The sequence below is a fragment of the Xanthomonas sp. GPE 39 genome (assembly GCF_000963005.1).
Lineage (GTDB): Bacteria > Pseudomonadota > Gammaproteobacteria > Xanthomonadales > Xanthomonadaceae > Xanthomonas_A.
Genome location: NZ_JZHZ01000007.1, coordinates 3,227,230 through 3,248,246 on the forward strand (window position 1 = coordinate 3,227,230; position 21,017 = coordinate 3,248,246).

At 63.6% G+C, this 21,017-nt stretch carries 22 protein-coding genes and 1 other RNA gene; 4 read left to right on the forward strand and 19 right to left on the reverse strand.

The window, feature by feature from the left end:
* Positions 1 to 25: 25 nt before the first annotated feature.
* The 9 genes from atpG to aceF form a co-directional block, all read right to left on the reverse strand.
* A complete protein-coding gene (gene atpG, locus XALGPE39_RS13545; protein ID WP_045728635.1) occupies positions 26 to 889 on the reverse strand; it encodes a F0F1 ATP synthase subunit gamma in 864 nt (287 codons plus the stop codon).
* Positions 890 to 1,034: 145 nt separating this feature from the next.
* Positions 1,035 to 2,582 (reverse strand): F0F1 ATP synthase subunit alpha, encoded by a 1,548-nt coding sequence (gene atpA / locus XALGPE39_RS13550; RefSeq protein WP_045729221.1) that lies wholly within the window; start codon positions 2,580 to 2,582, stop codon positions 1,035 to 1,037.
* Positions 2,583 to 2,729: 147 nt separating this feature from the next.
* Positions 2,730 to 3,257, reverse strand: coding sequence for a F0F1 ATP synthase subunit delta (locus XALGPE39_RS13555; RefSeq protein ID WP_045728636.1), 528 nt, complete (start codon positions 3,255 to 3,257; stop codon positions 2,730 to 2,732).
* A gap of 1 nt (position 3,258) precedes the next feature.
* Positions 3,259 to 3,729, reverse strand: a complete 471-nt coding sequence (locus XALGPE39_RS13560) for a F0F1 ATP synthase subunit B (protein ID WP_045728637.1) — start codon at positions 3,727 to 3,729, stop codon at positions 3,259 to 3,261.
* Positions 3,730 to 3,844: 115 nt separating this feature from the next.
* Positions 3,845 to 4,144, reverse strand: coding sequence for a F0F1 ATP synthase subunit C (gene atpE, locus XALGPE39_RS13565; RefSeq protein WP_045729222.1), 300 nt, complete (start codon positions 4,142 to 4,144; stop codon positions 3,845 to 3,847).
* 81 nt (positions 4,145 to 4,225) lie between these two features.
* Entirely contained in the window at positions 4,226 to 5,020 is a 795-nt protein-coding gene (gene atpB / locus XALGPE39_RS13570; RefSeq protein WP_045728638.1) for a F0F1 ATP synthase subunit A, read from the reverse strand.
* Between the two features lie 25 nt (positions 5,021 to 5,045).
* Positions 5,046 to 5,411, reverse strand: coding sequence for a hypothetical protein (locus XALGPE39_RS13575; RefSeq protein WP_200893885.1), 366 nt, complete (start codon positions 5,409 to 5,411; stop codon positions 5,046 to 5,048).
* A 539-nt stretch (positions 5,412 to 5,950) separates the two neighbouring features.
* Positions 5,951 to 7,744, reverse strand: a complete 1,794-nt coding sequence (gene lpdA / locus XALGPE39_RS13580; protein ID WP_045728640.1) for a dihydrolipoyl dehydrogenase — start codon at positions 7,742 to 7,744, stop codon at positions 5,951 to 5,953.
* 134 nt (positions 7,745 to 7,878) lie between these two features.
* On the reverse strand, positions 7,879 to 9,588 hold the full coding sequence (aceF, locus tag XALGPE39_RS13585; RefSeq protein WP_045728641.1) for a dihydrolipoyllysine-residue acetyltransferase: 1,710 nt from the start codon (positions 9,586 to 9,588) through the stop codon (positions 7,879 to 7,881).
* Positions 9,589 to 9,830: 242 nt separating this feature from the next.
* Here aceF and XALGPE39_RS13590 point away from each other — a divergent pair, with 242 nt between their 5' ends.
* On the forward strand, positions 9,831 to 10,562 hold the full coding sequence (locus XALGPE39_RS13590; RefSeq protein WP_045728642.1) for a hypothetical protein: 732 nt from the start codon (positions 9,831 to 9,833) through the stop codon (positions 10,560 to 10,562).
* A 3-nt stretch (positions 10,563 to 10,565) separates the two neighbouring features.
* Here the strand turns inward: XALGPE39_RS13590 and XALGPE39_RS13595 are convergent, their stop codons facing one another.
* Positions 10,566 to 11,132: a DNA-deoxyinosine glycosylase gene (locus tag XALGPE39_RS13595; RefSeq protein WP_045728643.1), complete on the reverse strand. Its 567-nt coding sequence runs from the start codon at positions 11,130 to 11,132 to the stop codon at positions 10,566 to 10,568.
* Positions 11,133 to 11,285: 153 nt separating this feature from the next.
* Here XALGPE39_RS13595 and XALGPE39_RS13600 point away from each other — a divergent pair, with 153 nt between their 5' ends.
* Complete coding sequence (locus XALGPE39_RS13600) at positions 11,286 to 11,918, forward strand: OmpW family outer membrane protein (RefSeq protein WP_045728644.1); 633 nt, start codon at positions 11,286 to 11,288, stop codon at positions 11,916 to 11,918.
* 96 nt (positions 11,919 to 12,014) lie between these two features.
* Here the strand turns inward: XALGPE39_RS13600 and XALGPE39_RS13605 are convergent, their stop codons facing one another.
* The 6 genes from XALGPE39_RS13605 to XALGPE39_RS13625 form a co-directional block, all read right to left on the reverse strand.
* Positions 12,015 to 12,821 carry a MetQ/NlpA family ABC transporter substrate-binding protein gene (locus tag XALGPE39_RS13605; RefSeq protein WP_045728645.1) on the reverse strand — a complete coding sequence of 269 codons (807 nt, stop codon included), beginning with the start codon at positions 12,819 to 12,821 and terminating at the stop codon, positions 12,015 to 12,017.
* 168 nt (positions 12,822 to 12,989) lie between these two features.
* Positions 12,990 to 13,685: a methionine ABC transporter permease gene (locus XALGPE39_RS13610; protein ID WP_045728646.1), complete on the reverse strand. Its 696-nt coding sequence runs from the start codon at positions 13,683 to 13,685 to the stop codon at positions 12,990 to 12,992.
* The gene (locus XALGPE39_RS13615; RefSeq protein ID WP_045729223.1) at positions 13,682 to 14,689 is read right to left on the reverse strand and encodes a methionine ABC transporter ATP-binding protein; all 1,008 of its coding nucleotides are present in this window, start codon (positions 14,687 to 14,689) and stop codon (positions 13,682 to 13,684) included. Before XALGPE39_RS13615 ends, XALGPE39_RS13610 begins: the two co-directional genes overlap by 4 nt.
* 77 nt (positions 14,690 to 14,766) lie before the next feature.
* Positions 14,767 to 14,842, reverse strand: a non-coding RNA gene (locus XALGPE39_RS15310) — sX9 sRNA.
* Between the two features lie 95 nt (positions 14,843 to 14,937).
* Positions 14,938 to 15,834, reverse strand: a complete 897-nt coding sequence (locus tag XALGPE39_RS13620) for a DMT family transporter (protein WP_045729224.1) — start codon at positions 15,832 to 15,834, stop codon at positions 14,938 to 14,940.
* A gap of 71 nt (positions 15,835 to 15,905) precedes the next feature.
* On the reverse strand, positions 15,906 to 16,388 hold the full coding sequence (locus XALGPE39_RS13625; protein WP_045728647.1) for a YajQ family cyclic di-GMP-binding protein: 483 nt from the start codon (positions 16,386 to 16,388) through the stop codon (positions 15,906 to 15,908).
* Positions 16,389 to 16,529: 141 nt separating this feature from the next.
* Here XALGPE39_RS13625 and XALGPE39_RS13630 point away from each other — a divergent pair, with 141 nt between their 5' ends.
* Positions 16,530 to 17,084, forward strand: a complete 555-nt coding sequence (locus XALGPE39_RS13630) for a DUF1415 domain-containing protein (protein ID WP_045729225.1) — start codon at positions 16,530 to 16,532, stop codon at positions 17,082 to 17,084.
* A gap of 196 nt (positions 17,085 to 17,280) precedes the next feature.
* Here XALGPE39_RS13630 and XALGPE39_RS13635 read toward each other — a convergent pair whose 3' ends face one another.
* Positions 17,281 to 17,979 carry a pseudouridine synthase gene (locus tag XALGPE39_RS13635; protein WP_045728648.1) on the reverse strand — a complete coding sequence of 233 codons (699 nt, stop codon included), beginning with the start codon at positions 17,977 to 17,979 and terminating at the stop codon, positions 17,281 to 17,283.
* The gene (locus XALGPE39_RS13640; RefSeq protein ID WP_045728649.1) at positions 17,976 to 19,049 is read right to left on the reverse strand and encodes a class I SAM-dependent methyltransferase; all 1,074 of its coding nucleotides are present in this window, start codon (positions 19,047 to 19,049) and stop codon (positions 17,976 to 17,978) included. The genes XALGPE39_RS13635 and XALGPE39_RS13640 overlap by 4 nt, the downstream gene beginning before the upstream one ends.
* 141 nt (positions 19,050 to 19,190) lie before the next feature.
* Between XALGPE39_RS13640 and XALGPE39_RS13645 the strand changes: the two genes are divergently transcribed.
* Positions 19,191 to 19,454 (forward strand): hypothetical protein, encoded by a 264-nt coding sequence (locus XALGPE39_RS13645; protein WP_045728650.1) that lies wholly within the window; start codon positions 19,191 to 19,193, stop codon positions 19,452 to 19,454.
* Between the two features lie 64 nt (positions 19,455 to 19,518).
* Here XALGPE39_RS13645 and XALGPE39_RS13650 read toward each other — a convergent pair whose 3' ends face one another.
* Positions 19,519 to 20,853 carry a sorbosone dehydrogenase family protein gene (locus tag XALGPE39_RS13650; protein WP_045728651.1) on the reverse strand — a complete coding sequence of 445 codons (1,335 nt, stop codon included), beginning with the start codon at positions 20,851 to 20,853 and terminating at the stop codon, positions 19,519 to 19,521.
* Between the last annotated feature and the right edge of the window lie 164 nt (positions 20,854 to 21,017).

Sequence of the window (21,017 nt, forward strand, 5' to 3'; positions counted from 1 at the left end):
CTGCGGCATCTTTCCCGATTCCCGGCTACACAGCGGCCGCGCCGCCGACGATTTCGGAAATTTCCTGGGTGATCGCGGCCTGACGCGCCTTGTTGTAAACCAACTGCAAGGTGCTGATCAGCTTGCTGGCGTTGTCGCTGGCCGCCTTCATCGCGACCATGCGCGCCGCATGCTCGGAAGCCACGTTCTCCAGCACCGCCTGGTACACCAGCGACTCGATGTAACGGCGCATCACATGCTCCAGCACGGTCTCGGCATCGGGTTCGTATAGATAATCCCAGTCGTGATGCGCGACCTTGTATTCCGCCGCTGGCAGCGGCAGCAACTGGTCGAAACTGGCCTTCTGCGTCATCGTGTTGATGAAGTGGTTGTAGACCAGATACACGCGATCCAGCGTGCCCTCGGTGAACGCGTCCAGCATGACCTTGATCACACCGACCAACTGTTCCAGGTGAGGCACATCGCCAAGGTGGCTGACGCTGCCGACCATATTGACCTTGAGCCGGCGGAAAAACACCGACGCCTTTTGCCCGATGGTGACCACGTCCACTTCGGCGCCCTGGTCCTGCCACTGACGCACTTCGCCGAGCATTTTGCGGAACAGGTTGTTGTTCAACCCGCCGGCCAGGCCACGATCGGAAGAGATCACGATATAGCCGACGCGCTTGACCGTTTCGCGCTGCACCAGAAATGGATGCGTGTGCTCGGTGCTGGCCTGCGCCAGATGCCCGATCACCTGCTTCATCGCTTGCGCGTAAGGCCGCGAGGTCTTCATCCGATCCTGCGCTTTGCGGATCTTGGAAGCGGAGACCATCTCGAGCGCACGCGTCACCTTGCGGGTGTTCTGCACGCTCTTGATCTTGGATTTGATTTCGCGTCCGCCTGCCATCTCTCTTCTCGGGACTCGTGACCCGGAACCCAGGGCCCGCTAAAGACCCTGGATCACGACTCGTTGTTGTCACCCGGCGCCCAGGTCACGGTCCCGGGACTCCGCTTTCGCGGGTCCAGGGCTCCGGATTCCGGGGCCCGGCGCTTTACCAGCTACCGGTGGTCTTGAATTCGCCGATACCCTTCTTGAACGCCGCCTCGATCTCGCCATTCCAGTCGCCACTGGCGTTGACCTTGGCGATCAGCTCGCCAGCAGTGTTGGCGAAGTGCGCGTGCAGCCCTTCCTCGAACGCGCCGATCTTGCTGACCGGCACGTCGTCCAGATACCCCTCGTTGACCGCGTAGATCGACAAGGCCTGGTTGGCGATGGACATCGGCAGGTACTGCTTCTGCTTCATCAACTCGGTGACGCGCTGACCGCGCTCGAGCTGCTTACGCGTGGCTTCGTCCAGATCCGAGGCGAACTGCGCGAACGCCGCCAGCTCGCGGTACTGCGCCAGCGAGATACGGATGCCGCCAGAGAGCTTCTTGATGATCTTGGTCTGCGCGGCACCGCCGACACGCGACACCGAAATACCGGCGTTCACCGCCGGGCGAATGCCCGCGTTGAACAAGTCGGTTTCCAGGAAGATCTGCCCGTCGGTGATCGAAATCACGTTGGTCGGCACGAACGCGGACACGTCGCCGGCCTGGGTCTCGATGATCGGCAACGCGGTCAACGAGCCGGTCTTGCCCTTGACCGCGCCCTTGGTGAACTGCTCCACGTACTCCTCGGACACGCGCGCGGCGCGCTCCAGCAAACGGCTGTGCAGGTAGAACACGTCACCCGGATACGCTTCGCGGCCCGGCGGGCGCTTCAGCAGCAGCGAGATCTGCCGGTAGGCCACGGCCTGCTTGGACAGATCGTCATACACGATCAGCGCGTCTTCGCCGCGATCCATGAAGTATTCGCCCATCGTGCAGCCGGCGTAGGCGCTGATGTACTGCATCGCCGCCGATTCGGAGGCCGTCGCGGCGACCACGATGGTGTGGGCCAGCGCGCCGTTCTCTTCCAGCTTGCGCACGATGTTGGCGACGGTGGACGCCTTCTGCCCGATCGCCACATACACGCACTTGATGCCGGTGGTCTTCTGGTTAATCACCGCGTCGATGGCCAGCGCGGTCTTGCCGGTCTGACGATCGCCGATGAGCAGCTCGCGCTGACCACGACCGATCGGGATCATCGCATCGACCGACTTGTAACCGGTCTGCACCGGCTGATCGACCGACTTGCGCCAGATCACGCCCGGCGCCACACGCTCCACCGGCGCGGTCAGATGGGTGCCCAGCGGCCCCTTGCCGTCGATCGGCTCGCCCAGTGCGTTGACCACGCGGCCCAGCAACTCGTTGCCCACCGGCACTTCCAGGATGCGGCCGGTGGTCTTGGCGATGTCGCCTTCGCGCAGGTTCTCGTAGTCGCCAAGCACCACGGCACCGACCGAGTCGCGCTCCAGGTTCAGTGCCAGGGCATAGGTGTCGTTCGGCAGTTCGATCATTTCGCCCTGCATCACGTCAGCCAGGCCGAAGATGCGCACGATACCGTCGGACACGCTGGTGACCGTGCCTTCGTTGCGCGACTCCGCGGCCAGCTTGACCTGCTCGATACGGTTCTTGATCAGTTCGCTGATTTCGGAGGGGTTGAGCGTGGTTGCCATCTTGGTTTCCTTCGGATCGTCCATCGCACAGAGGCGAATGGCGACGTGTGGTTAGCTTTTTTGAGAATCGGGAGTGGAAAATCGGGAATCGCGCATGACGTCGTCGTCAGGCCGGGTTCTCTCTTCTCTCTTCGCCATTCCCGGTTCTTAGTGAGCCAATGCGGACTGCAGACGCGATAGCTTGCCTTTCAACGAGCCGTCGATGACCACGTCTCCCGCGTCGATCACCGCACCGCCGATCAGCGAGGCATCCACCGCCGTCGTGATCTCGACCTCGCGGCCAAAACGCTGCCGCAATGCCAGCTTCAACGAGGCCACTTCCGCATCGCTCAACGCGGCGGCAGAAGTCACATTGGCCTTGACCACGCGCTCGGCATCGGCACGCAATTGATCGTAAAGCCCAGCGATCTCCGGCAGCAGCGATAGGCGCTGACCTTCCGCCAGCAGGCTCAGAAAACGCTGATACTGCTCGTCGGCCTGCTCCGGCGCGAGCAACGTCACCGCTTGATCGCGCTGCAACTGCGGGTTGTGCAACAACGCGGCCACACGCGGATCGGCCGCGAGCTGAGCGGAAAACGCCAGCGCCTGCGACCACGGCACGAGCTTGCCAGCATCGCTAGCCGCAGCGAACGCGGCACGGGCGTAGGGACGCGCCAGTGTGAGGGACTGACTCATCTCAAAGCTCCGCCGCCAGCGCGTCGAGCAGCGCCTTGTGCGCATTGGCATCGATTTCGCGATTGAGCAGCTTTTCGGCACCGCTCACCGCCAGCAACGATACCTGGCGACGCAGGTCTTCGCGCGCGCGATTGGCCGCGGCCTCGATCTCGGCCTGCGCCAGATCCTTCTGCCGATTGGCTTCGACGACTGCTTCGTGTCTGGCCGCCTCGACGATCTGATTCGCGCGTGCGTGGGCCTGGTCGATAATCTCGTTAGCCTTGCTACGCGCGTCCTTCAACGCTTCGTTGACCTTTTCCTGCGCCTGAGCCAGATCCTTCTGACTGCGATCGGCAGCAGCCAGACCTTCGGCGATCTTCTGCTGACGCGCTTCGATGGCCTGCATCAGCGGCGGCCAGATTTTGGTCGCGACAATCCAGATCAGACCGGCGAAGGCAAGCGCCTGGGCAAAGAGGGTGAGACCGATATTCATGGGGTACGCTCAACCAAAGATGACGTGGTGGACGCGCCGCCAGCACGGCGAACGCGTCCGAACCTTCCTGCGCAGCGGCGGCCGCCTGACGCGACCGCGTGCCGATGCGACGGGATCAACCGCCCTGCGGCAGACGCGCGACGAACTCGCCGATCATCGGGTTGGCAATCGCGAACAGCAGGCCAACCGCGACGCTGATGATGAACGCGGCGTCGATCAGACCGGCGGTGATGAACATGCGGACCTGCAGCACCGGGATCAATTCCGGCTGGCGCGCGGCCGATTCCAGGAACTTGCCGGCCATGATGGCCAGACCAAGACCAGCGCCCAGCGCGGCCAGACCGATCATGATGCCGACAGCGAGGATGGTGGAGCTCTGGACTTGGGCGAGGTTGGTCAGAACAGCAAAGAACATGGTTTTCTCCAGGAACAAGTTGCTTGAGGATGATGAAACGAACGAAGGGTTAAAGAAACAGGTGAAACAGAAAACGAAACGTTAGTGGCTGTCTTCCGCCAGGCTCAGATACACGATGGACAGCATCATGAAAATGAACGCTTGCAACGGAATCACCAGCAGGTGGAACAGCATCCAGCCGAAGCCGAACGCGCCGCCGGCCAGCGCACCGAAAATGCCAGCGCCACCCAGTACCCAGATCAGCAAAAACACGATCTCGCCGCCGAACATATTGCCGAACAGTCGCATGCCCAGCGATACCGGCTTGCTCAGCCATTCGACAACGTTGAGAATCAGGTTGAACGGCAACATCCATTTGCCGAACGGCGCAGTGAGGAATTCCTTGGCCATCCCGCCCACGCCCTTGGAGCGTAGCGAGAAGAACACCATCAGGAAGAACACGCTGATCGACATGCCGAGCGTGGCATTGACGTCGGCCGTGGGCACCGGCTTCCAGTGATGCACGCCAGCCAAATCCAGCGGGATGGCGATGAAGTCCGCCGGGATCAGCTTGATGAAGTTCATCATCAGGATCCAGAAAAACAGCGTGATCGCAATCGGTGTCACCAGCTTGCTGGTGCCGTGGTAGGTGTCCTTGGCCTGACGGTCGACGAACTCCAGCATGATTTCCACGAACGCCTGCCACTTGCCCGGCACACCGGCGGTGGCTTTGCGCGTGGCCATCCAGAAGGCAAACACCATCAGCAGGCCCATCAGCAACGACATCACCAGCGTGTCGATATGCAATTGCCAGAAGCCGCCTTCCTGCACCTGGAAGGTGAGGTTCTTAAGGTGATGCTGGATGTAGGAGGTAGGGGTTGCTGCCTCGCCCGCCATGAGTCCTGAGCCTTTTTCGATTCGATCAACGTCTGGCCAGAGCCAGAACTTGGAACATCAACCCGACGGCGATACCCGCCAACAGGGCCAGAGGAGGCAACCGCCACCAGGCAAAACCTAGCGCCAGTACCGCGAACACCAACACCCACTTGAACACCATGGCCACGACCAACCGCGCCATCGCCGAACCCGCCGCCTGCACACCGCCACCGAGCGCCATGCGGGCCGCCAACCATCCCCCTGCCACCGTCGCCAGCCCGGTCACAGCAGTACCCATGGCGTATTTCACCCCCAGGCACGAAAACGCCAAGGACACCACGGCCACCGCCACCAATGGGTAAATCGCTGCGCGCAGCATCAGCCGCCGACTCGCATCAACGGAGTTCAGCACGGAAAAACCTGCAGTTGGTGGTGGATTGAGGACGTTTTGGCGTCCGTCGAGACGCAGAATTATAGCAATGGGACAATTTGCCAGACAACCGCCATCGGCTCTTTGCCGCCCCTAACGTCAGCCACGGGCTAGACCACCATAACACGCAGCGCCTGCGATACCTGTCCTGGACTGCCGCAGCACAACAAAAATCTGCGCGGGAACTTTTAATCGCGCCGACTAGTCCAATGCCTTAGGGACTGCGCGCATCCTCGTCAGCACCACAGCGCAGACCCACGGAGCCCCGGCTCGCCCCGGGGCTCTTTTCTCTAGCCTTCGGCTTATTTTCTACAAGCACGAAGGGCCGCCACAGACTCCCGCCAATGGCGAACACTGTCGCGGCACCACGGCAGCCGACCTGAAGCATTAAGCTTTAGGCAATCCACCCCATTCTTTGCCGCTGCCAGCGGCTCGATGGAGCCGCATTTGCGTGCAGTCGCATGCTTTCGCAGGCTGCATGCGCCGCTTCAGCGTGAGCAGGAAGCGGCGCGGCGCGGATGCTATTTCTTCTTCGGGATGTACAGGTCGGTAATCGTGCCGTCATAGACCTCGGCGGCCATCCCGACCGACTCGCTCAGGGTCGGATGCGCATGGATGGTATGACCGATGTCCTCGGCCTCGGCTCCCATCTCGATCGCCAGGCAGATTTCAGCCAGCAAGTCGCCGGCATGCACGCCCACGATGGCGCCACCAATGACCCGGTGCGTCTGCTCGTCGAAGATCAACTTGGTGAAGCCTTCGGTGCGGCCAATACCGATGGCGCGACCACTGGCCGCCCACGGGAACTTGGCCACGCCCACCTTCAGCCCCTTGGCCTTGGCTTCGGTCTCGGTGACACCGACCCAGGCGACCTCCGGATTGGTATAGGCCACCGATGGGATTACCCGCGCCACCCACTCCTTCTTTTCGCCGGCGGCCACTTCGGCGGCCAGCTTGCCTTCGTGGGTGGCCTTGTGCGCGAGCATCGGGTTCCCGACGATGTCGCCGATAGCGAAGATATGCGGCACATTGGTACGCATCTGCCGATCGACCGGGATGAAGCCGCGCTCGGTGACGTGGATGCCGGCCTTGTCGGCGCCGATCTTCTTGCCATTGGGTGCGCGCCCCACCGCAACCAGCACGCGGTCATAGGTGGTCGCGGCCAATGCCGGCGCCGCCCCGGCCGCAGCGGCCTCGAACGTCACGGTGATGCCTTTCTTCTCGGCCTTGACCGCCGCCGCCTTGGTTCCCAGGTGGATTTCCACACCCTGCTGCTTCAGCCGATCGGCCAGGGGCTTGACCAGGTCCTTATCCGCACCGGGCATCAGTTGGTCCATGAACTCGACCACGGTGACCTTGCTGCCCAGTGCGCTGTACACCGTGGCCATTTCCAGACCAATGATGCCGCCGCCGACCACCAGCAAGGTCTTGGGGATTTCCTGCAATTCCAGCGCGTCGGTGGAATCCATGACCCGCTTGTCGTCCCACGGGAAGTTCGGCAGCTTCACCGCCTGCGAGCCAGCGGCGACGACGCAATACTCAAAACGCAGCAACTGGGTCTTGCCATCGCTGCCGACAATCTCCAGCTCATTGGGCGAAACGAAGCTGGCCACGCCGGTGACGGTGCGGACCTTGCGCTGTTTGGCCATGCCAGCCAGGCCGCCGGTCAACTTGCCGACCACCTTCTCCTTGTACTCGCGCAAGCGGTCGAGGGTGATCTTGGGCGCGCCGAAATCCACGCCGAAGTCGCCGGCATGCGCGACTTCATCGATCACCGCCGCCGCATGCAGCAGCGCCTTGGACGGGATGCAGCCGACATTGAGACAGACGCCACCGAGGCTGGGATAGCGCTCGACCAGCACCGTGTCCAACCCTAGGTCGGCAGCCCGGAACGCGGCGGTGTAGCCCCCCGGGCCGGCACCAAGCACCACCATCTTGCAGGTGATGTCGGCAGGCTTGCCGCTGGAGGAGGCAGGCGTCGGCGCCGACCGCTCGGCCGGGGCAGGCTGCGAAGAGTGTACCGACGGCGCGCTGGCAGGCACCTCGGCCTTGGCGACTGGCGACGCGGCATTGTCCTGCGCCGTTTCCAACAACGCGATCACCGCCCCTTCGGACAAGGTGTCGCCGAGCTTGACCTTCAACTCCTTGATCACCCCGGACGCCGCGGACGGCACCTCCAGCGTGGCCTTGTCCGATTCCAGGGTGACCAGGCTCTGGTCCTTCTTCACCACATCGCCGACGGCGACGAGCACCTCGATGACCGGAACGTCGCTGTAGTCGCCGATATCCGGGACTTTGACCTCAATGACCGCCATGCAGCTTCTCCTGTGACCCATCGGCGCAGCGATGGGCATTTGCAGTTCGTCGGCACGCACCGCGCTTGAACGCGACGCACGCAGGTAAAGGGGTAACGGACGCCGCGACAAGCGCGGCACCGGCGCAGCTAGCGTTACAGCAGCACGCGGCGCATATCCGCCAGCACCTGGCTCAAATACGTGGTGAAGCGGGCAGCGGCGGCACCGTCGATGACCCGGTGGTCGTAGCTCAGCGACAGCGGCAGCAGCAACTTCGGCGCGAACTCCTTGCCGTTCCAAACCGGTTGAATCGACGACTTGGACACACCCAGGATCGCCACTTCCGGCGCATTGACGATCGGCGTGAACGCGGTGCCGCCGATGCCGCCGAGCGAACTGATCGAAAAACAGCCGCCGCTCATCTCGGCCGGGCCGAGCTTGCCATCGCGAGCCTTCTTAGCCAGCTCGCCACTCTCGCGCGCCAGTTCGACCACGCCCTTCTTGTCCACGTCGCGGATCACCGGCACCACCAATCCGTTTGGAGTGTCGGCGGCAAAACCGATGTGGACGTATTTTTTCAGGGTGAGGTTCTCTCCACTGGCGTCCAGCGAAGCGTTGAAATCCGGGAACTGCTTCAGCGCCGCAGCGCTGGCCTTGAGCAGGAAGGCGAGCATGGTCAGCTTGATGCCAGCCTTCTCGTTCTCCTTGTTCAGCGCCACGCGCAGCGCTTCCAGATCGGTGATGTCGGCCTGCTCGAACTGGGTGACGTGCGGAATCATCGCCCAGTTGCGCGCAAGATTGGCGCCGGAAATCTTCTTGATCCGCGACAACGGCTTGACCTCGACCTCGCCGAATTTGGCGAAGTCCACCTTCGGCCACGGCAGCAGGTTCAGACCATTGCCGCCGGCTGCCGACACAGCGCCGGGGGCAGCGCCGGACAGCGCCGCCTTGACGTAGCGCTGCACGTCGTCCTTGCTGATGCGACCGCCCTGCTCGGAACCGCTGACCTGGGACAGATCCACTCCCAGCTCACGCGCGAACACCCGCACCGCTGGACTGGCGTAGGGCACTTTGTGCGGCAGCACGCTATCGGCATTGAATTCCACCGGCGGACTGTTCTGCGTCGCGGACGACGCGGCGGCCTTGGCCGAGCTCTGCGCGCCTGACGTGGACGCGGCCGGGACCGAGGCACCGCCAGCAGCTTGAGCGCTGGGCTGCGCCGCAGCAACGGCCGGCGCGGCGGCGGCAGGCGCAGCGGCGGCGCCAGCCACTTCGATCAGCGCCACTACCTTGCCTTGAGACAGGTGATCCCCCACCTTGACCTTGAGCTCCTTGACCACGCCAGCGAACGGCGAAGGCACTTCCATCGTCGCCTTGTCCGACTCCAGGGTGACCAGGCTCTGGTCTTTCTTCACCGTGTCGCCAACTGCCACCAGCACTTCGATGACCGGCACGTCGCTGTAGTCGCCGATGTCCGGCACCGTCGCCTCGACCACCCCACCAGCCGCAGCCGGTACTGACGTGGCCGTCTCCTGCTTGATCGGCGCTGCCGGGGCGACGTCCTGCTTGGCCGGCGCGGGCGGCGCCTTGGCCGCAGCCGCAGGCGCGCTGGAAGCGGCCTCTGCGGACACCTCGATCAGCGCCACGAGCTTGCCCTCGGACAGGCTATCGCCCACCTTGACCTTGACCTCTTTGACCACGCCAGCGAACGGCGAGGGCACTTCCATCGTTGCCTTGTCCGATTCGAGCGTGACCAGACTCTGGTCTTTCTTCACCGTGTCGCCCACCGCCACCAGTACTTCAATTACCGGGACATCGCTGTAGTCACCGATATCGGGGACACGTGCTTCCTTGATTTCGGCCATGCGGGGAACTCCAGCAACTTGATAAGAGGAAACCCCTATTGTGGCCGTCCGCAGCCGCAGCGCCAACCATTGTCGGAGCAAAAACCCGTCATGGCCCATCGCCGCGCCCCTACCGAACGGCACAAGCCGCATCGGCAAGGGACTGTACGCCTGCGCATGTTGACCCGATGCGCCGCGTGCGACGGCGCACTGCCTTAACGAAGGCTTCTCTAACATCCCCCCAAGTTTTTGTGAGGATGCTCATGCGGATCTTGGTGCTCTTGATGTCGTTGGCAATGCCGCTGGTCGCCTGGTTTTCGCAACGTGGCGCGTTTGGCCCGAGCAACGGCGCGATCTCGGACAACTACCCCACCCTGATCGTCGCGGCCGGCTACGCCTTCGCGATCTGGGGTGTGATCTTCCTGCTCGACGTGGGCTTCGGCCTGTGGCAACTGACACCGCGACACGACGGCACCCTGGCGCGGGTGCGCTGGCCGGCGGCGCTGGGATTCGCGCTGACTGCGGCCTGGATGCCGGTGTTTTCGCAACAACACTTCCTGCTGGCGCTGGCGGTGATCTGGGCGGCGCTGGGCAGCCTCGGGCTGGCGGCGCTGCGGCTATCGCGCACGCGCGCTAGCAAGCCCAAACAGATAACGTGGGCATGGTTGCCGCTGTCGCTGCATGCCGGCTGGCTCTCGCTGGCGGCTTTCCTGAACACCGCGCAAGTGATAGTGGCCTACCGCTGGCTGTCGACCACGCACATGTTGCCGTGGAGCCTGGCGTTACTCGCCCTGGCCGCCGTGCTGCTACTGAGCATGAACCGTGCGATGCGCGGCAATCCGGTCTACGCCGCAGCCGCGCTGTGGGCGCTGGCGGCGGTCTACGTCAAACAGATTGGCAGCCCCCTGGACGGGGCGTACAGCGCGGCCTGGGCGGCACTGGCACTGGCCGCGGCACTGCTGGCACAGACACTGTGGTTGCGCGCGCGGCGCTGACGTTCAACGCGACGTCAGCGGCAACGTCAACCACGCCTGCAGCGGCACCCACGCCTGCAACAAGCGCGGTAGGGCAAAGCCCGCATTGGCCGGGCTGGTGGACGGCAATTTCAACAGGTGCAACGGTGGATCGCGTGGCAACAACTGCGGCTGCACGAAACGGGCGAACGCCTGCGCTGCAGCAGCACCGTTGCAAGCAATCGCGCGTAACTGGCGCAACTGCGCGATCCGCTGAGGCAAGGGGTTGGGCACCTCGCTGCCGCGCACGATCGCCGCGTCCAGGCTGCCACGGCGCTGGCATTGACCGATCACGTCCCACAGACCAATACCGGCCAGGTGCAACGCGCGCAGGCGCTGCATGTCGTCCAGGGCCGGATCGAAACCGCACAGCGCTGCCATCAGCGGCCAGAACCGATTGCGTGGATGTGCGTAGTAGCGCGCCTGTTGCAAGGAAGCCGCACCGGGCATCGAACCCAGGACGAGCACACGACAATCGTCGCGGATCTGCGCAGGTAAGCCCTGCAACAATGGCGCATTCTTCACGCCACCATCACATAATTGAACACTCATAAGTCTTAAAACCTCGTTATTTGAAGCATCGCAAGGACGTGCCTGAACGTCATCCTCACTCACCCGGCCAGGGTCGGCGGGGATTCATCTTTCCGTGGATACGTTGTCCCCGCCCACTTCCCGTGGCCAACAAGAAAAGATGAGGAGATTCCCATGCGGTCCATTCAAATTCTGAGCTTGGCTGTGCTTTCCGCCCTTGCTTTTGCGCCCGCCGCGTTCGCGCAGGATGCCGACACCGCATCCGGCAAGCATTTTTCTGTCGTTGGTAGCGCGACGCTGCTCGATCCGCACTCCAAGCCTGCCAATGGCTTGCATGTCGACGGCGGCCCGGCGCCGACCATCAGCGCCAGCTGGCTGATCGACGACAACTGGGCGGTCGAACTGTGGGGCGCGCCAGACAAGTTCAGCCACCGCGTCCGTACCGATGCCGTCGGCAAGGTCGGCAGCGTCAAGCAGCAGCCGATTGCGCTGAGTGGCCAGTACCACTTCGGTGCAGCGGACAGCGTGTTCCGTCCGTTCGTCGGCGTCGGCTACTACCAGTCCAACTTCAGCCACGAGAAGATCGACGGGCTCTCGGCCACCGGCGACCACGTGAGCCTGGACACCGCCAAGGGTCCGATGGGCACCGTCGGCGTGGACATGAACATCAACTCCACCTGGTTCGCCCGCGCCGACGCCCGCTACATGCGCTCGCGTCCGGAAGTGGACGTTGCCGGCAGCGGCACCGGCAAGGAACTGATGCTGGATCCGTGGTTGGTCAGCTTCGGTATCGGTGCGCGCTTCTAAGCACCTTCGCTCCATGGCATAAGCAAACGGGCCCGAACGGGCCCGTTTGTTTCTGTCGCGACACGACACGCCGACCAAGCCACACCCGCCCCCGCATCAGAACGCCGGCAGCACCGCGCCCTGGTACTTGCGCAGGATGAAAGCCTTCACCTGTGGACTGGTCAACGCCTTGGCCAATTTCCGCACGCGCGGGTCATCCTTGTTGTCGGCACGAGCGACCAGGAAGTTGACATATGGCGAATCCTTGCTTTCAATCGCCAGCGCGTCACGGGTCGGGTTGAGCCCGGCATCGAGCGCGTAGTTGGTGTTGATCAGCGCCAGATCGACCTGCTCCAGTACCCGTGGCAGCATCGCCGAATCCAGCTCGCGGAACTTCAACTGTTTGGGATTGGACACGATATCGCGCTGCGTCGAGAGCGCGTTACCCGGATCCTTGAGCTTGATGACCCCAGCCTTGTCCAGCAGGATCAATGCGCGGCTGTTGTTGCTGGGATCGTTGGGAATCACCACTTCGGCACCCTGCGGCAACTCGGCCAGTGACTTGAAACGGCGCGAATAGGCACCGAACGGCTCGATGTGCACCCCGACCACGGTCACCAGATCGCTCTTACGGTCACGGTTATAGGCTTGCAGATACGGCTCAGTCTGGAAGTAGTTCACGTCGATCTGCTTCTGCACCACCTGGTCGTTGGGCTGCACGTAATCGTTGAATACGCGCACGTCCAGGATGACCCCCTGCTGCTCCAGCATCGGCTTGACCACCTCCAGAATCTCGGCATGCGGCACCGCCGTGGCGGCAATGCTGAGGTGAGACACGTCGGCAGCGGAATCGGACTTGGCGCAGGCGCCCAGTGCAAGCACGGCAGCGGCGGCGAGCAAGAGACGCAAGGGGAGTCGGGTCATGGCAAGAATCCAAAAACGTGAGAAAGAAGTGCGGCTGGCGACCGCCATGGACGCACGCTAGCAGACCTGACTGCAGCGTGCGGAACAATCCTGGTATTCGCAACGGATTGGCCGTCATCGAGGATTGCTGCAACGCATGCGCGGCTGAAGCCACTGCGATAACTGCACTCAGCGCCGGCTGTAATGCGCAACCAAACGATCACCGAGCATCTGCAACGCCTGCACCAATACCAGCAGCAACAGCACCGTGACCAGCGCCACGTCGGCATGCGAGCGTTGATAGCCATCGCGATAGGCCAAGTCACCCAGGCCACCGGAGCCAATCGCGCCGCCCATCGCGGTGAAGCCGATCAGCGCAATCGTGGTGACAGTGGCACCGGCGATCAGGCCCGGCCGCGCCTCCGGCAACAGCACCCGCGTCACCAGTTGCCAAGTGGTCGCGCCCATCGCCAGGCTGGCTTCGACCACGCCACGCTCCACTTCGCGCAACGCCGTCTCCACCAGGCGCGCATAGAACGGTGCCGCGCCCACCACCAGCGGCAGGATCGCGCCACGTACCCCCAACGAAGTACCCATCGCCCACAGGGTCAGCGGAATCATCGCGATCATCAGGATGATGAAGGGCACCGAACGCAGCACATTGATCGCCAGCGCCAGCATGCCGTAGAGCAACGGCCGCCGATGGAGTTGGCGCGGCCCGACCAGAAACAACAACACGCCTAGCGGCAAACCGATCAGCAAGGTCAGCGGTAGCGCGCCACCCAACATCATCAGCGTATCCAGCGTGGCACGGCCGATCTCGTTCCATTTATCGGCATCGAGATGATGGAAGAAGCCACCGGCAGCAATCGCGAAGCAGCTCATCGGCGCAGTTCCTCCACATGCACGCCGGCAGCGACGAATGCGGCCTGCGCCGCGTCGATGTCGCCACCAACCAGGGCCACAGTGAGCTGACCATACGGGGTGTCCTTGATCCGGTCGATGCGCCCGGACAGGATGTTGTAGTCCACTGCGGTGGTACGGGCGATATGCCCGAGCAGCGGCGCGTAGGTGTCGGCACCGAGGAAGGTCAACCGCAAGACGCGTCCGGCTACCGCGACGAGGTCGCGATGCAGTTCGCTCTCGTCCACATGCTCGGCTTCGGAGACGAAGCGGCGGGTGGTCGGATGCTGCGGGTGCAGGAAGACATCGCTCACCGCTCCGATTTCCACCAAGTGCCCGGCATCCAGCACCGCTACGCGATCGCAGACCCGGCGGATCACCTCCATTTCATGAGTAATCAGCACGATGGTCAGGCCCAACTCGCGGTTGATCTGTGCCAGCAACGCCAGCACCGAGGCGGTGGTCTGCGGATCCAATGCACTGGTGGCCTCGTCGCACAGCAGGATGCGCGGCCGCGTGGCCAGGGCGCGGGCAATGCCGACACGCTGCTTCTGTCCGCCCGACAATTGCGCCGGATACTTGCTGGCGTGTTCGGTCAATTCGACCCGAGCCAGCAGTTCGGCGACCCGCAGATCGATCTGCGCACGCGGCGTGCCGGCCAGCTCCAGCGGAAAGGCAACGTTACCGGCGACGGTGCGCGAGGACAACAGATTGAAGTGCTGGAAGATCATGCCCACACGCTGGCGCAGCGTGCGCAGCCCGGCACGATCCAGCGCGGTGACGTCTTCGTCGTCGATGCGCAAACGTCCACCGCTGGGCTCCTCCAACCGGTTGATCAACCGGATCAGGGTGGATTTGCCGGCACCGGAATGGCCGATGATGCCGAATACCTCGCCGGCCTCGATCCGCAGATCGAGCGGATGCAGGGCCACGACCGGCCGGTCGGCAACGTCATAGGACTTGTGCAGGCGCTCGAACTGGATCACCACACGGTGCCCTCAAGAAAGGGGGCAAAGCCTATCAGGCCAGGATGGCGAGTGTTATCCCATCGGATGTTGAGAGTGGCTAACAACACGTCGCGAGTCGCTGTCGGCTGGGCGCGGACAGCGCGCAGGAACCGCAGTGTACAGGGGGTACATGAGGATTCCGAGCAATGCCCGCGCCCGTCCGAGGGCGAGACCGTCGTTGTGTTAACGACGCTAACGCCCGCATCGCATGGCCGGCACCGACCAAGTCAGGGGTGCATCTGCGGCGGCGGATGGGACACGGCACGTATCCGCTCGCGATGCAGCAGATACAGGCCACTGGCGACGATGATCGCCCCACCCACCCAGGTCCAGACATCGGGTAGCGTGCGCCAGAGCAGCCAATCCCAGGGGATCACCCACAGCAGGCCGCTGTATTCCAGCGGCGCGATCAGCGAGGCGTCGCCACGGCGAAATGCCTGGGTCAGCGCGACTTGGCCCAGCGCACCGGCCAGCCCCATGAAAGTGATCCAGCCCGCATCGGCCGCTTGCAGCGGCGTCCATCCCGGCAGCGCCAACGCACCAGCACCCAATGCCATGAGCAATAAAAACCAGACCACCAGCGACTGCGGGGTATCGCTGCGCGCCAATAGGCTGACCAGGATCGTCGCCACCGCATAGGCACCGGCCGCCAGCAATACCATCAGACCTGGCAGCGAGATCAGCCCTCCCACACCCGGCCGCAGCACCACCAACACGCCCACCAAGCCGAGGCCAATCGCGGCCCAGCGCCGCGGGCCGACGTGCTCGCCAAGCAACGGCACCGACAACGCCGCCACCAGCAGCGGCGAAACGAAGTAGATGGTATAGGCGGTGGACAGCGACAGGTGGCGCAACGCCCAGGCGAAGCAGGCGATCATCACGATGCCGAGCACACCGCGCAGCAGATGCAATCCCCAGCGCACCGGCATGATCGCGCGTGGTCCAGCGCTGACCAGCACCCAGAGCAACACGAACGGTAGCGAGGCGGCACCGCGCAGCGTGGCCATTTGCAGCGCCGGGTAATGCGCGCTGAGCAACTTCATCGCCACGTCCATCAGCGAGAAAAACGCGACCGCAGCGATCATCCACGCCGCAGCCACAGCATTGGAACGGGAACGGGGCATGCGCGGATTATCGCCGCGATCCACGTCCGATGCCTATCGGCATGCGGCGGCGGCCATGCACCGCTGTGGGCTCAATCGCGGAAGTTGTCGAACTGCAATGGCAGCTCGAAATCGCTCTTCTTCAGCAAAGCGATCGCGTCCTGCAGATCATCGCGCTTCTTGCCGCTGACGCGTAGTTTCTCGCCGTTGATCTGGGCTTCCACCTTGATCTTGGCCTCCTTGAGCGTGGCGACGATCTTTTTAGCCAGCTTCTGCTCGATACCTTGCTTGACAGTGACTTTCTGCCGCGCGCCAGCCAGATTGATCTCCACGTCACCGAACTCCAGGCAGCGCACGTCGATGCCACGCGCAAGCAGGCGCGCGCGCAAGATATCGGTCATCTGCTTGAGTTGGAAATCGCTGGGCGCGGACTGGGCGATGACCTGATCGTCCAGCTCGAAGGTGGCCTGCACGCCCTTGAAGTCGAAGCGCGTGGCCAGTTCCCGGTTGGCCTGATCCACCGCATTGGTCAGTTCGTGCTTGTCCACTTCGGAAACGACGTCGAAAGACGGCATGGCAACTCCTCGGAAAAAGAGCACCTATCCTACCGATGTCGCTGCCACGCCGCTGCCCGCGCCATGCCAGCGGCCGCACCGTGACACCCCGCATCCGGCATACACTTGCGCGCCAGCGCTCTACCCAACGTCACCGTCGCCATGGATCCCACCCCCACCTGCCACACCGCCGATCCCATCGCATTGACCCGCCAATGGCTGGAACGCGCAGTGATCGGCCTGAACCTGTGTCCATTCGCCAAGGCGGTGTACGTCAAGCAGCAAGTGCGCTACGTGCTCAGCGATGCGACCACGCCCGAGGCCCTGCTCGAAGAATTGGCCGAGGAGCTGCTGCTGCTGCGCGATACCCCTGCCGAACAGATCGACACCACGCTGATCGTGCATCCAGACGTGCTGCAGGATTTCCTGGACTACAACGACTTCCTCGACAACGCTGACGCTGCGGTCCAAGCACTGGATCTGCAAGGCATTTTGCAAGTGGCCAGCTTCCATCCGCACTACCAGTTCGCCGGCACCGCAGCGGAGGACATCGGCAACTACACCAATCGCGCGCCCTTCCCCACCCTGCACCTGCTGCGCGAGGACAGCGTGGAGCGCGCGGTGGCCGCGTTCCCGGACGCAGATGTGATCGTCGAACGCAACCTGCAAACGCTGGAGAAACTTGGCGTGGACGGATGGAAAAAGCTATTCGAGTGACCCCATCGATCCTCCACTGCGCCACCACAGCGGAGATTTTCCACTGGCAACAATCAGCGATTGCAGGCGCGCACGCTGAAGTGCAACCCACTTTCCCGATCACGCCTGTTAGCCACACTGCACATTGCGCAGCGTGGTTTTAATCAGACCACACTGTTCAACGCAACACGTCTGAGCGCGTTGCGAATCCAGGCTGCTATCCAAACAGTTGCGCCAGCTCGGCCGCCTCCAGCACACGCCACTGCCCAGCGGGCAGTTCGTCCAACGCCAGGCCACCGATGCGGCAACGGTGCAGCGCGATCACATGATTTCCGACCGCGGCAAACATCCGCCGCACCTGGTGGTAACGCCCTTCGTGCAAGGCGACACGCACCTGCCGTGCGCCCAGCACCTCCATTTCCACCGGCAGCAAGGGCGTGGTTTCGCCGTCCAGCAACAACGTGCCGCTGGCGAACTGCGCGGCCTCATCGCCACGCAGATCCTCGGCCAGGGTCGCCTCGTAGATCTTGGCCAAACGCGACTTCGGCGCGACGATGCGATGCAGCAGGGCGCCATCGTCAGTCATCAACAGCAGGCCGCTGGTGTCGCGATCCAGGCGTCCGACCGTGGACAGCAGGGGCGAACGCAGGCGAAATCGCGGCGGCAACAGATCGTAGACGATGCGTCCGGGGTCCTTGGTCGAACAGGTGTAGCCGACCGGCTTGTGCAACGCCAGGATCAACCCCGGCGGCGGATCCAGCACTTCGCCATCGACCCGGATCGCCGCATGCGGCACCTGATCGTCGGCATACAGGACATCGCCGTCGGCATCGGTGATACGTCCCTCGCGAAACATCAGCGCCACCTGCTTGCGGCTGCCGTACCCCAGGTTGGCCAGATGTTTGACCAGCTTCATCGGCGTACCGTCGTGCGAGCGCGCACCGCACAGATCAGCTTGAAACCGTCGCGGGTGGCGACCACCTCGGTCGCGCCGAAGCTGGCATCGAGCACCGCCTCGTAGGGCAGGTGCCGATTGGCGACCAGATACAGGCGTCCGCCAGGCGTCAGCGCCTGCGCGGCCACCGCGATGAAACGGCGACCGATGTCCGGCCGCTCCATCCGACCGGGCGCGTGGAATGGCGGATTGCTGACAATCACGTCGTAGTGCGCAGGCAGCCCCGCGGTGACGTCATGCCAGTGGAAGCCCAACGTCACCGTGGCCGGGGTCTGTGCCAGGTTATGGCGCGCCATTGCCAGCGCGCGCGCATCGGCCTCGAACAGATCCAACGCGGTGATCTGCGCGCAGCGCGCCAGTAATTCGGCCGACAGATAACCGTAACCAGCGCCGAGATCGGCGGCACGCCCGCGCAGGTCCGCTGGCAGATGCTCGGCCAACAGCGCCGAAGCCGGGTCGATGCGGTCCCAAGCGAACACGCCGGGACGGCTAAGGAAGCGCCCGCCAAGGATCGGTCGCGGCGCGTCCGCAGCGGCCCAGCGCTGTTGCAGGGTGGCATCGTGCGTCCCGTGCAGGGGCGCGGTCCAGTACACCCGGCAATGGTGTTTGGTCAGTTTGCCGCCGAGGCCAGCCAATTGCTGCAAATCGTCCTCGCCGGAGCGCGCACCTTCATTATTTGCTTGACAGGCGACCACCACGCCGCCCGGCGCGGCCAGCGCCAACGCACGTGCCAGCAAGGCCCGCGCCTCCTCGCGCTGGCGTGGCGGTAGCACCAGCACCAGCGCATAACCACCAGGATCGTCATGAGCGCCGGCCTGCTCCGTGCGAACCTGCCACCCGCCCTGCTGCAACGCCATGGCGAATGGGCGGTAGTCCTGTTCGCAGACCAGTTGCGTCGCCTGCGCATGCTGGCGCAGCGCCCAACCCTCGCGCGCGCGCAAGAACAGCACCTTGCCGGCTGGCCAGGGCAGCCTGCCCTGGGCGAACGGCAGGAACAGCGTGTGGAGGGGGGCATCTTGCACAGCCGGCATCGGGAATCGCACTCGGGTGGGACGCGCATTCTACCGGGAGTGCGACAGTTGACCGGACTTTGCGCCAATCCAACGTCGTGTTGATGCGCCGACAACATGCCCGCGCCTAGTGTGGATGCACTCAATGCCCGGAGAAGCAGCATGCGCGCAGTCTTCATCGGTGGTGTCGTCGACAACAGCGAGGTAGAGCTGGATGGCAACCAACCACCGTTGCACTATCCGAACAGCGCCGACAGCCAACGCTTGCGCTATCGTCTGCACCAGCGTGGAGAACACGACGACGGCCGCGTGATCTACGCCATTTACGCCGCGCCAGGACTGGACGATACCGAGGTCAAGCGCGTATTCGACGAACGCGGCTACGCACGCCGCTTCGGCGTGGAGCCGGCGCTGGTGGCGCCTTGAGCACACTCGCTGCAGTTGCCTATGCAGCGCGAACCGACACGGCAACTGCGGCAACCGATCATGCTTATCTACCCATCTTCGGCGTGACCCGCCACACCACGTTGCCGACATCGTCGGCGACCAACAATGCACCGGGCTTATCCACCGCCACCCCTACCGGGCGGCCTTGTGCGCGGCCTTCGACATCCAGGAAACCGGTCAGCACATCCTGCGGCTTGCCACTGGGCTTGCCGCCGACAAAGGGCACGTAGATGACCTTGTAACCCGATGGCGGATCGCGATTCCAGGAGCCGTGCTGCCCGATGAAGACGCCACCACGGTAGGCCGGAGGCAACAGCGTCCCCTCGTAAAAGACCAGCCCCAGCGACGCCGTATGCGCGCCGAGCGCATAGTCCGGTTTGATCGCGCTCGCCACCAGCTCCGGATTCTGCGGCTGCACCCGCTCGTCCACATGCTGGCCGTAATAGCTATAGGGCCAGCCGTAGAAACCGCCCTCGCGCACCGAGGTCAAATAGTCCGGGACCAGATCGCTGCCGAGTTCGTCGCGCTCATTGACCACCGTCCACAGCGTGTCGGTGCCGGGTTGCCAGGCCAATCCCACCGGATTACGCAGGCCACCAGCGAACACCCGGGTGGCGCCGCTGGCCACGTCCACTTCCAGGATTGCCGCACGGTTGAGCTCCTGTTCCATGCCATTCTCGGCGACGTTGCTATTGGAACCCACACCCACGTAGAGCTTCTTGCCATCGCGACTGGCCAGCAGGCTCTTGGTCCAGTGGTGATTGATACCGCCCGGCAGATTGGCCAGGACACTGGGCGCGGCACTGATCTGGGTATCGCCCTCGTTGTAAGGAAAGCTGACCAGCGCGTCGGCATTGGCAACGTACAGACGATGACCCACCAAAGCCATGCCGAACGGGGAATGCAGGCCCGTCAAAAACTGCGTGCGCACTTCGGCCACGCCATCGCCGTCGGCATCGCGCAGCAAGGTAATGCGATTGGCGCTGGGCATACTGGCGCCAGCCTTGGCCATCATCGCACCCTGGATCTTGTCGCGCAGGCCGCTGCTTTGCTTGTTCGGCGCTGGCGGTGCCGCGCTCTCAGCCACCAACACATCGCCATTGGGCAGAACATAGAGCCAGCGCGGGTGATTCAGATCGCGCGCGAATGCCTGCACCGCCAAGCCATCGGCCGGTACCGGTGCGGCACCGACGGCCCAGCGCTTGACCTGCGCGATCTTCACCGTGGGAATCATCCGCCTCACCGGATCTGGCAATACCGGATTGGGCCCCATACCATCCTCGATGGAATGTTTGGCGGTATCGCCACAAGCGGCGAGCAAGACAACCGCAAGGGCGCACACGACCCAACATGCACGAATCGGCGAAAAAATAGCCATGCGTCGTGGAAATCCAGGAAACCGGGCGAATGGCGATGATGCACAGCCGCGCCAGAGAAAAAGTGAAATCTACGTCAAGGCCACGGCACGGCAATCACAGCGCCAGGACCGCTGTTGGCAGCAGCGCACGGTGCGGATTCATGCGACCAGCAGATGCGGAGCGA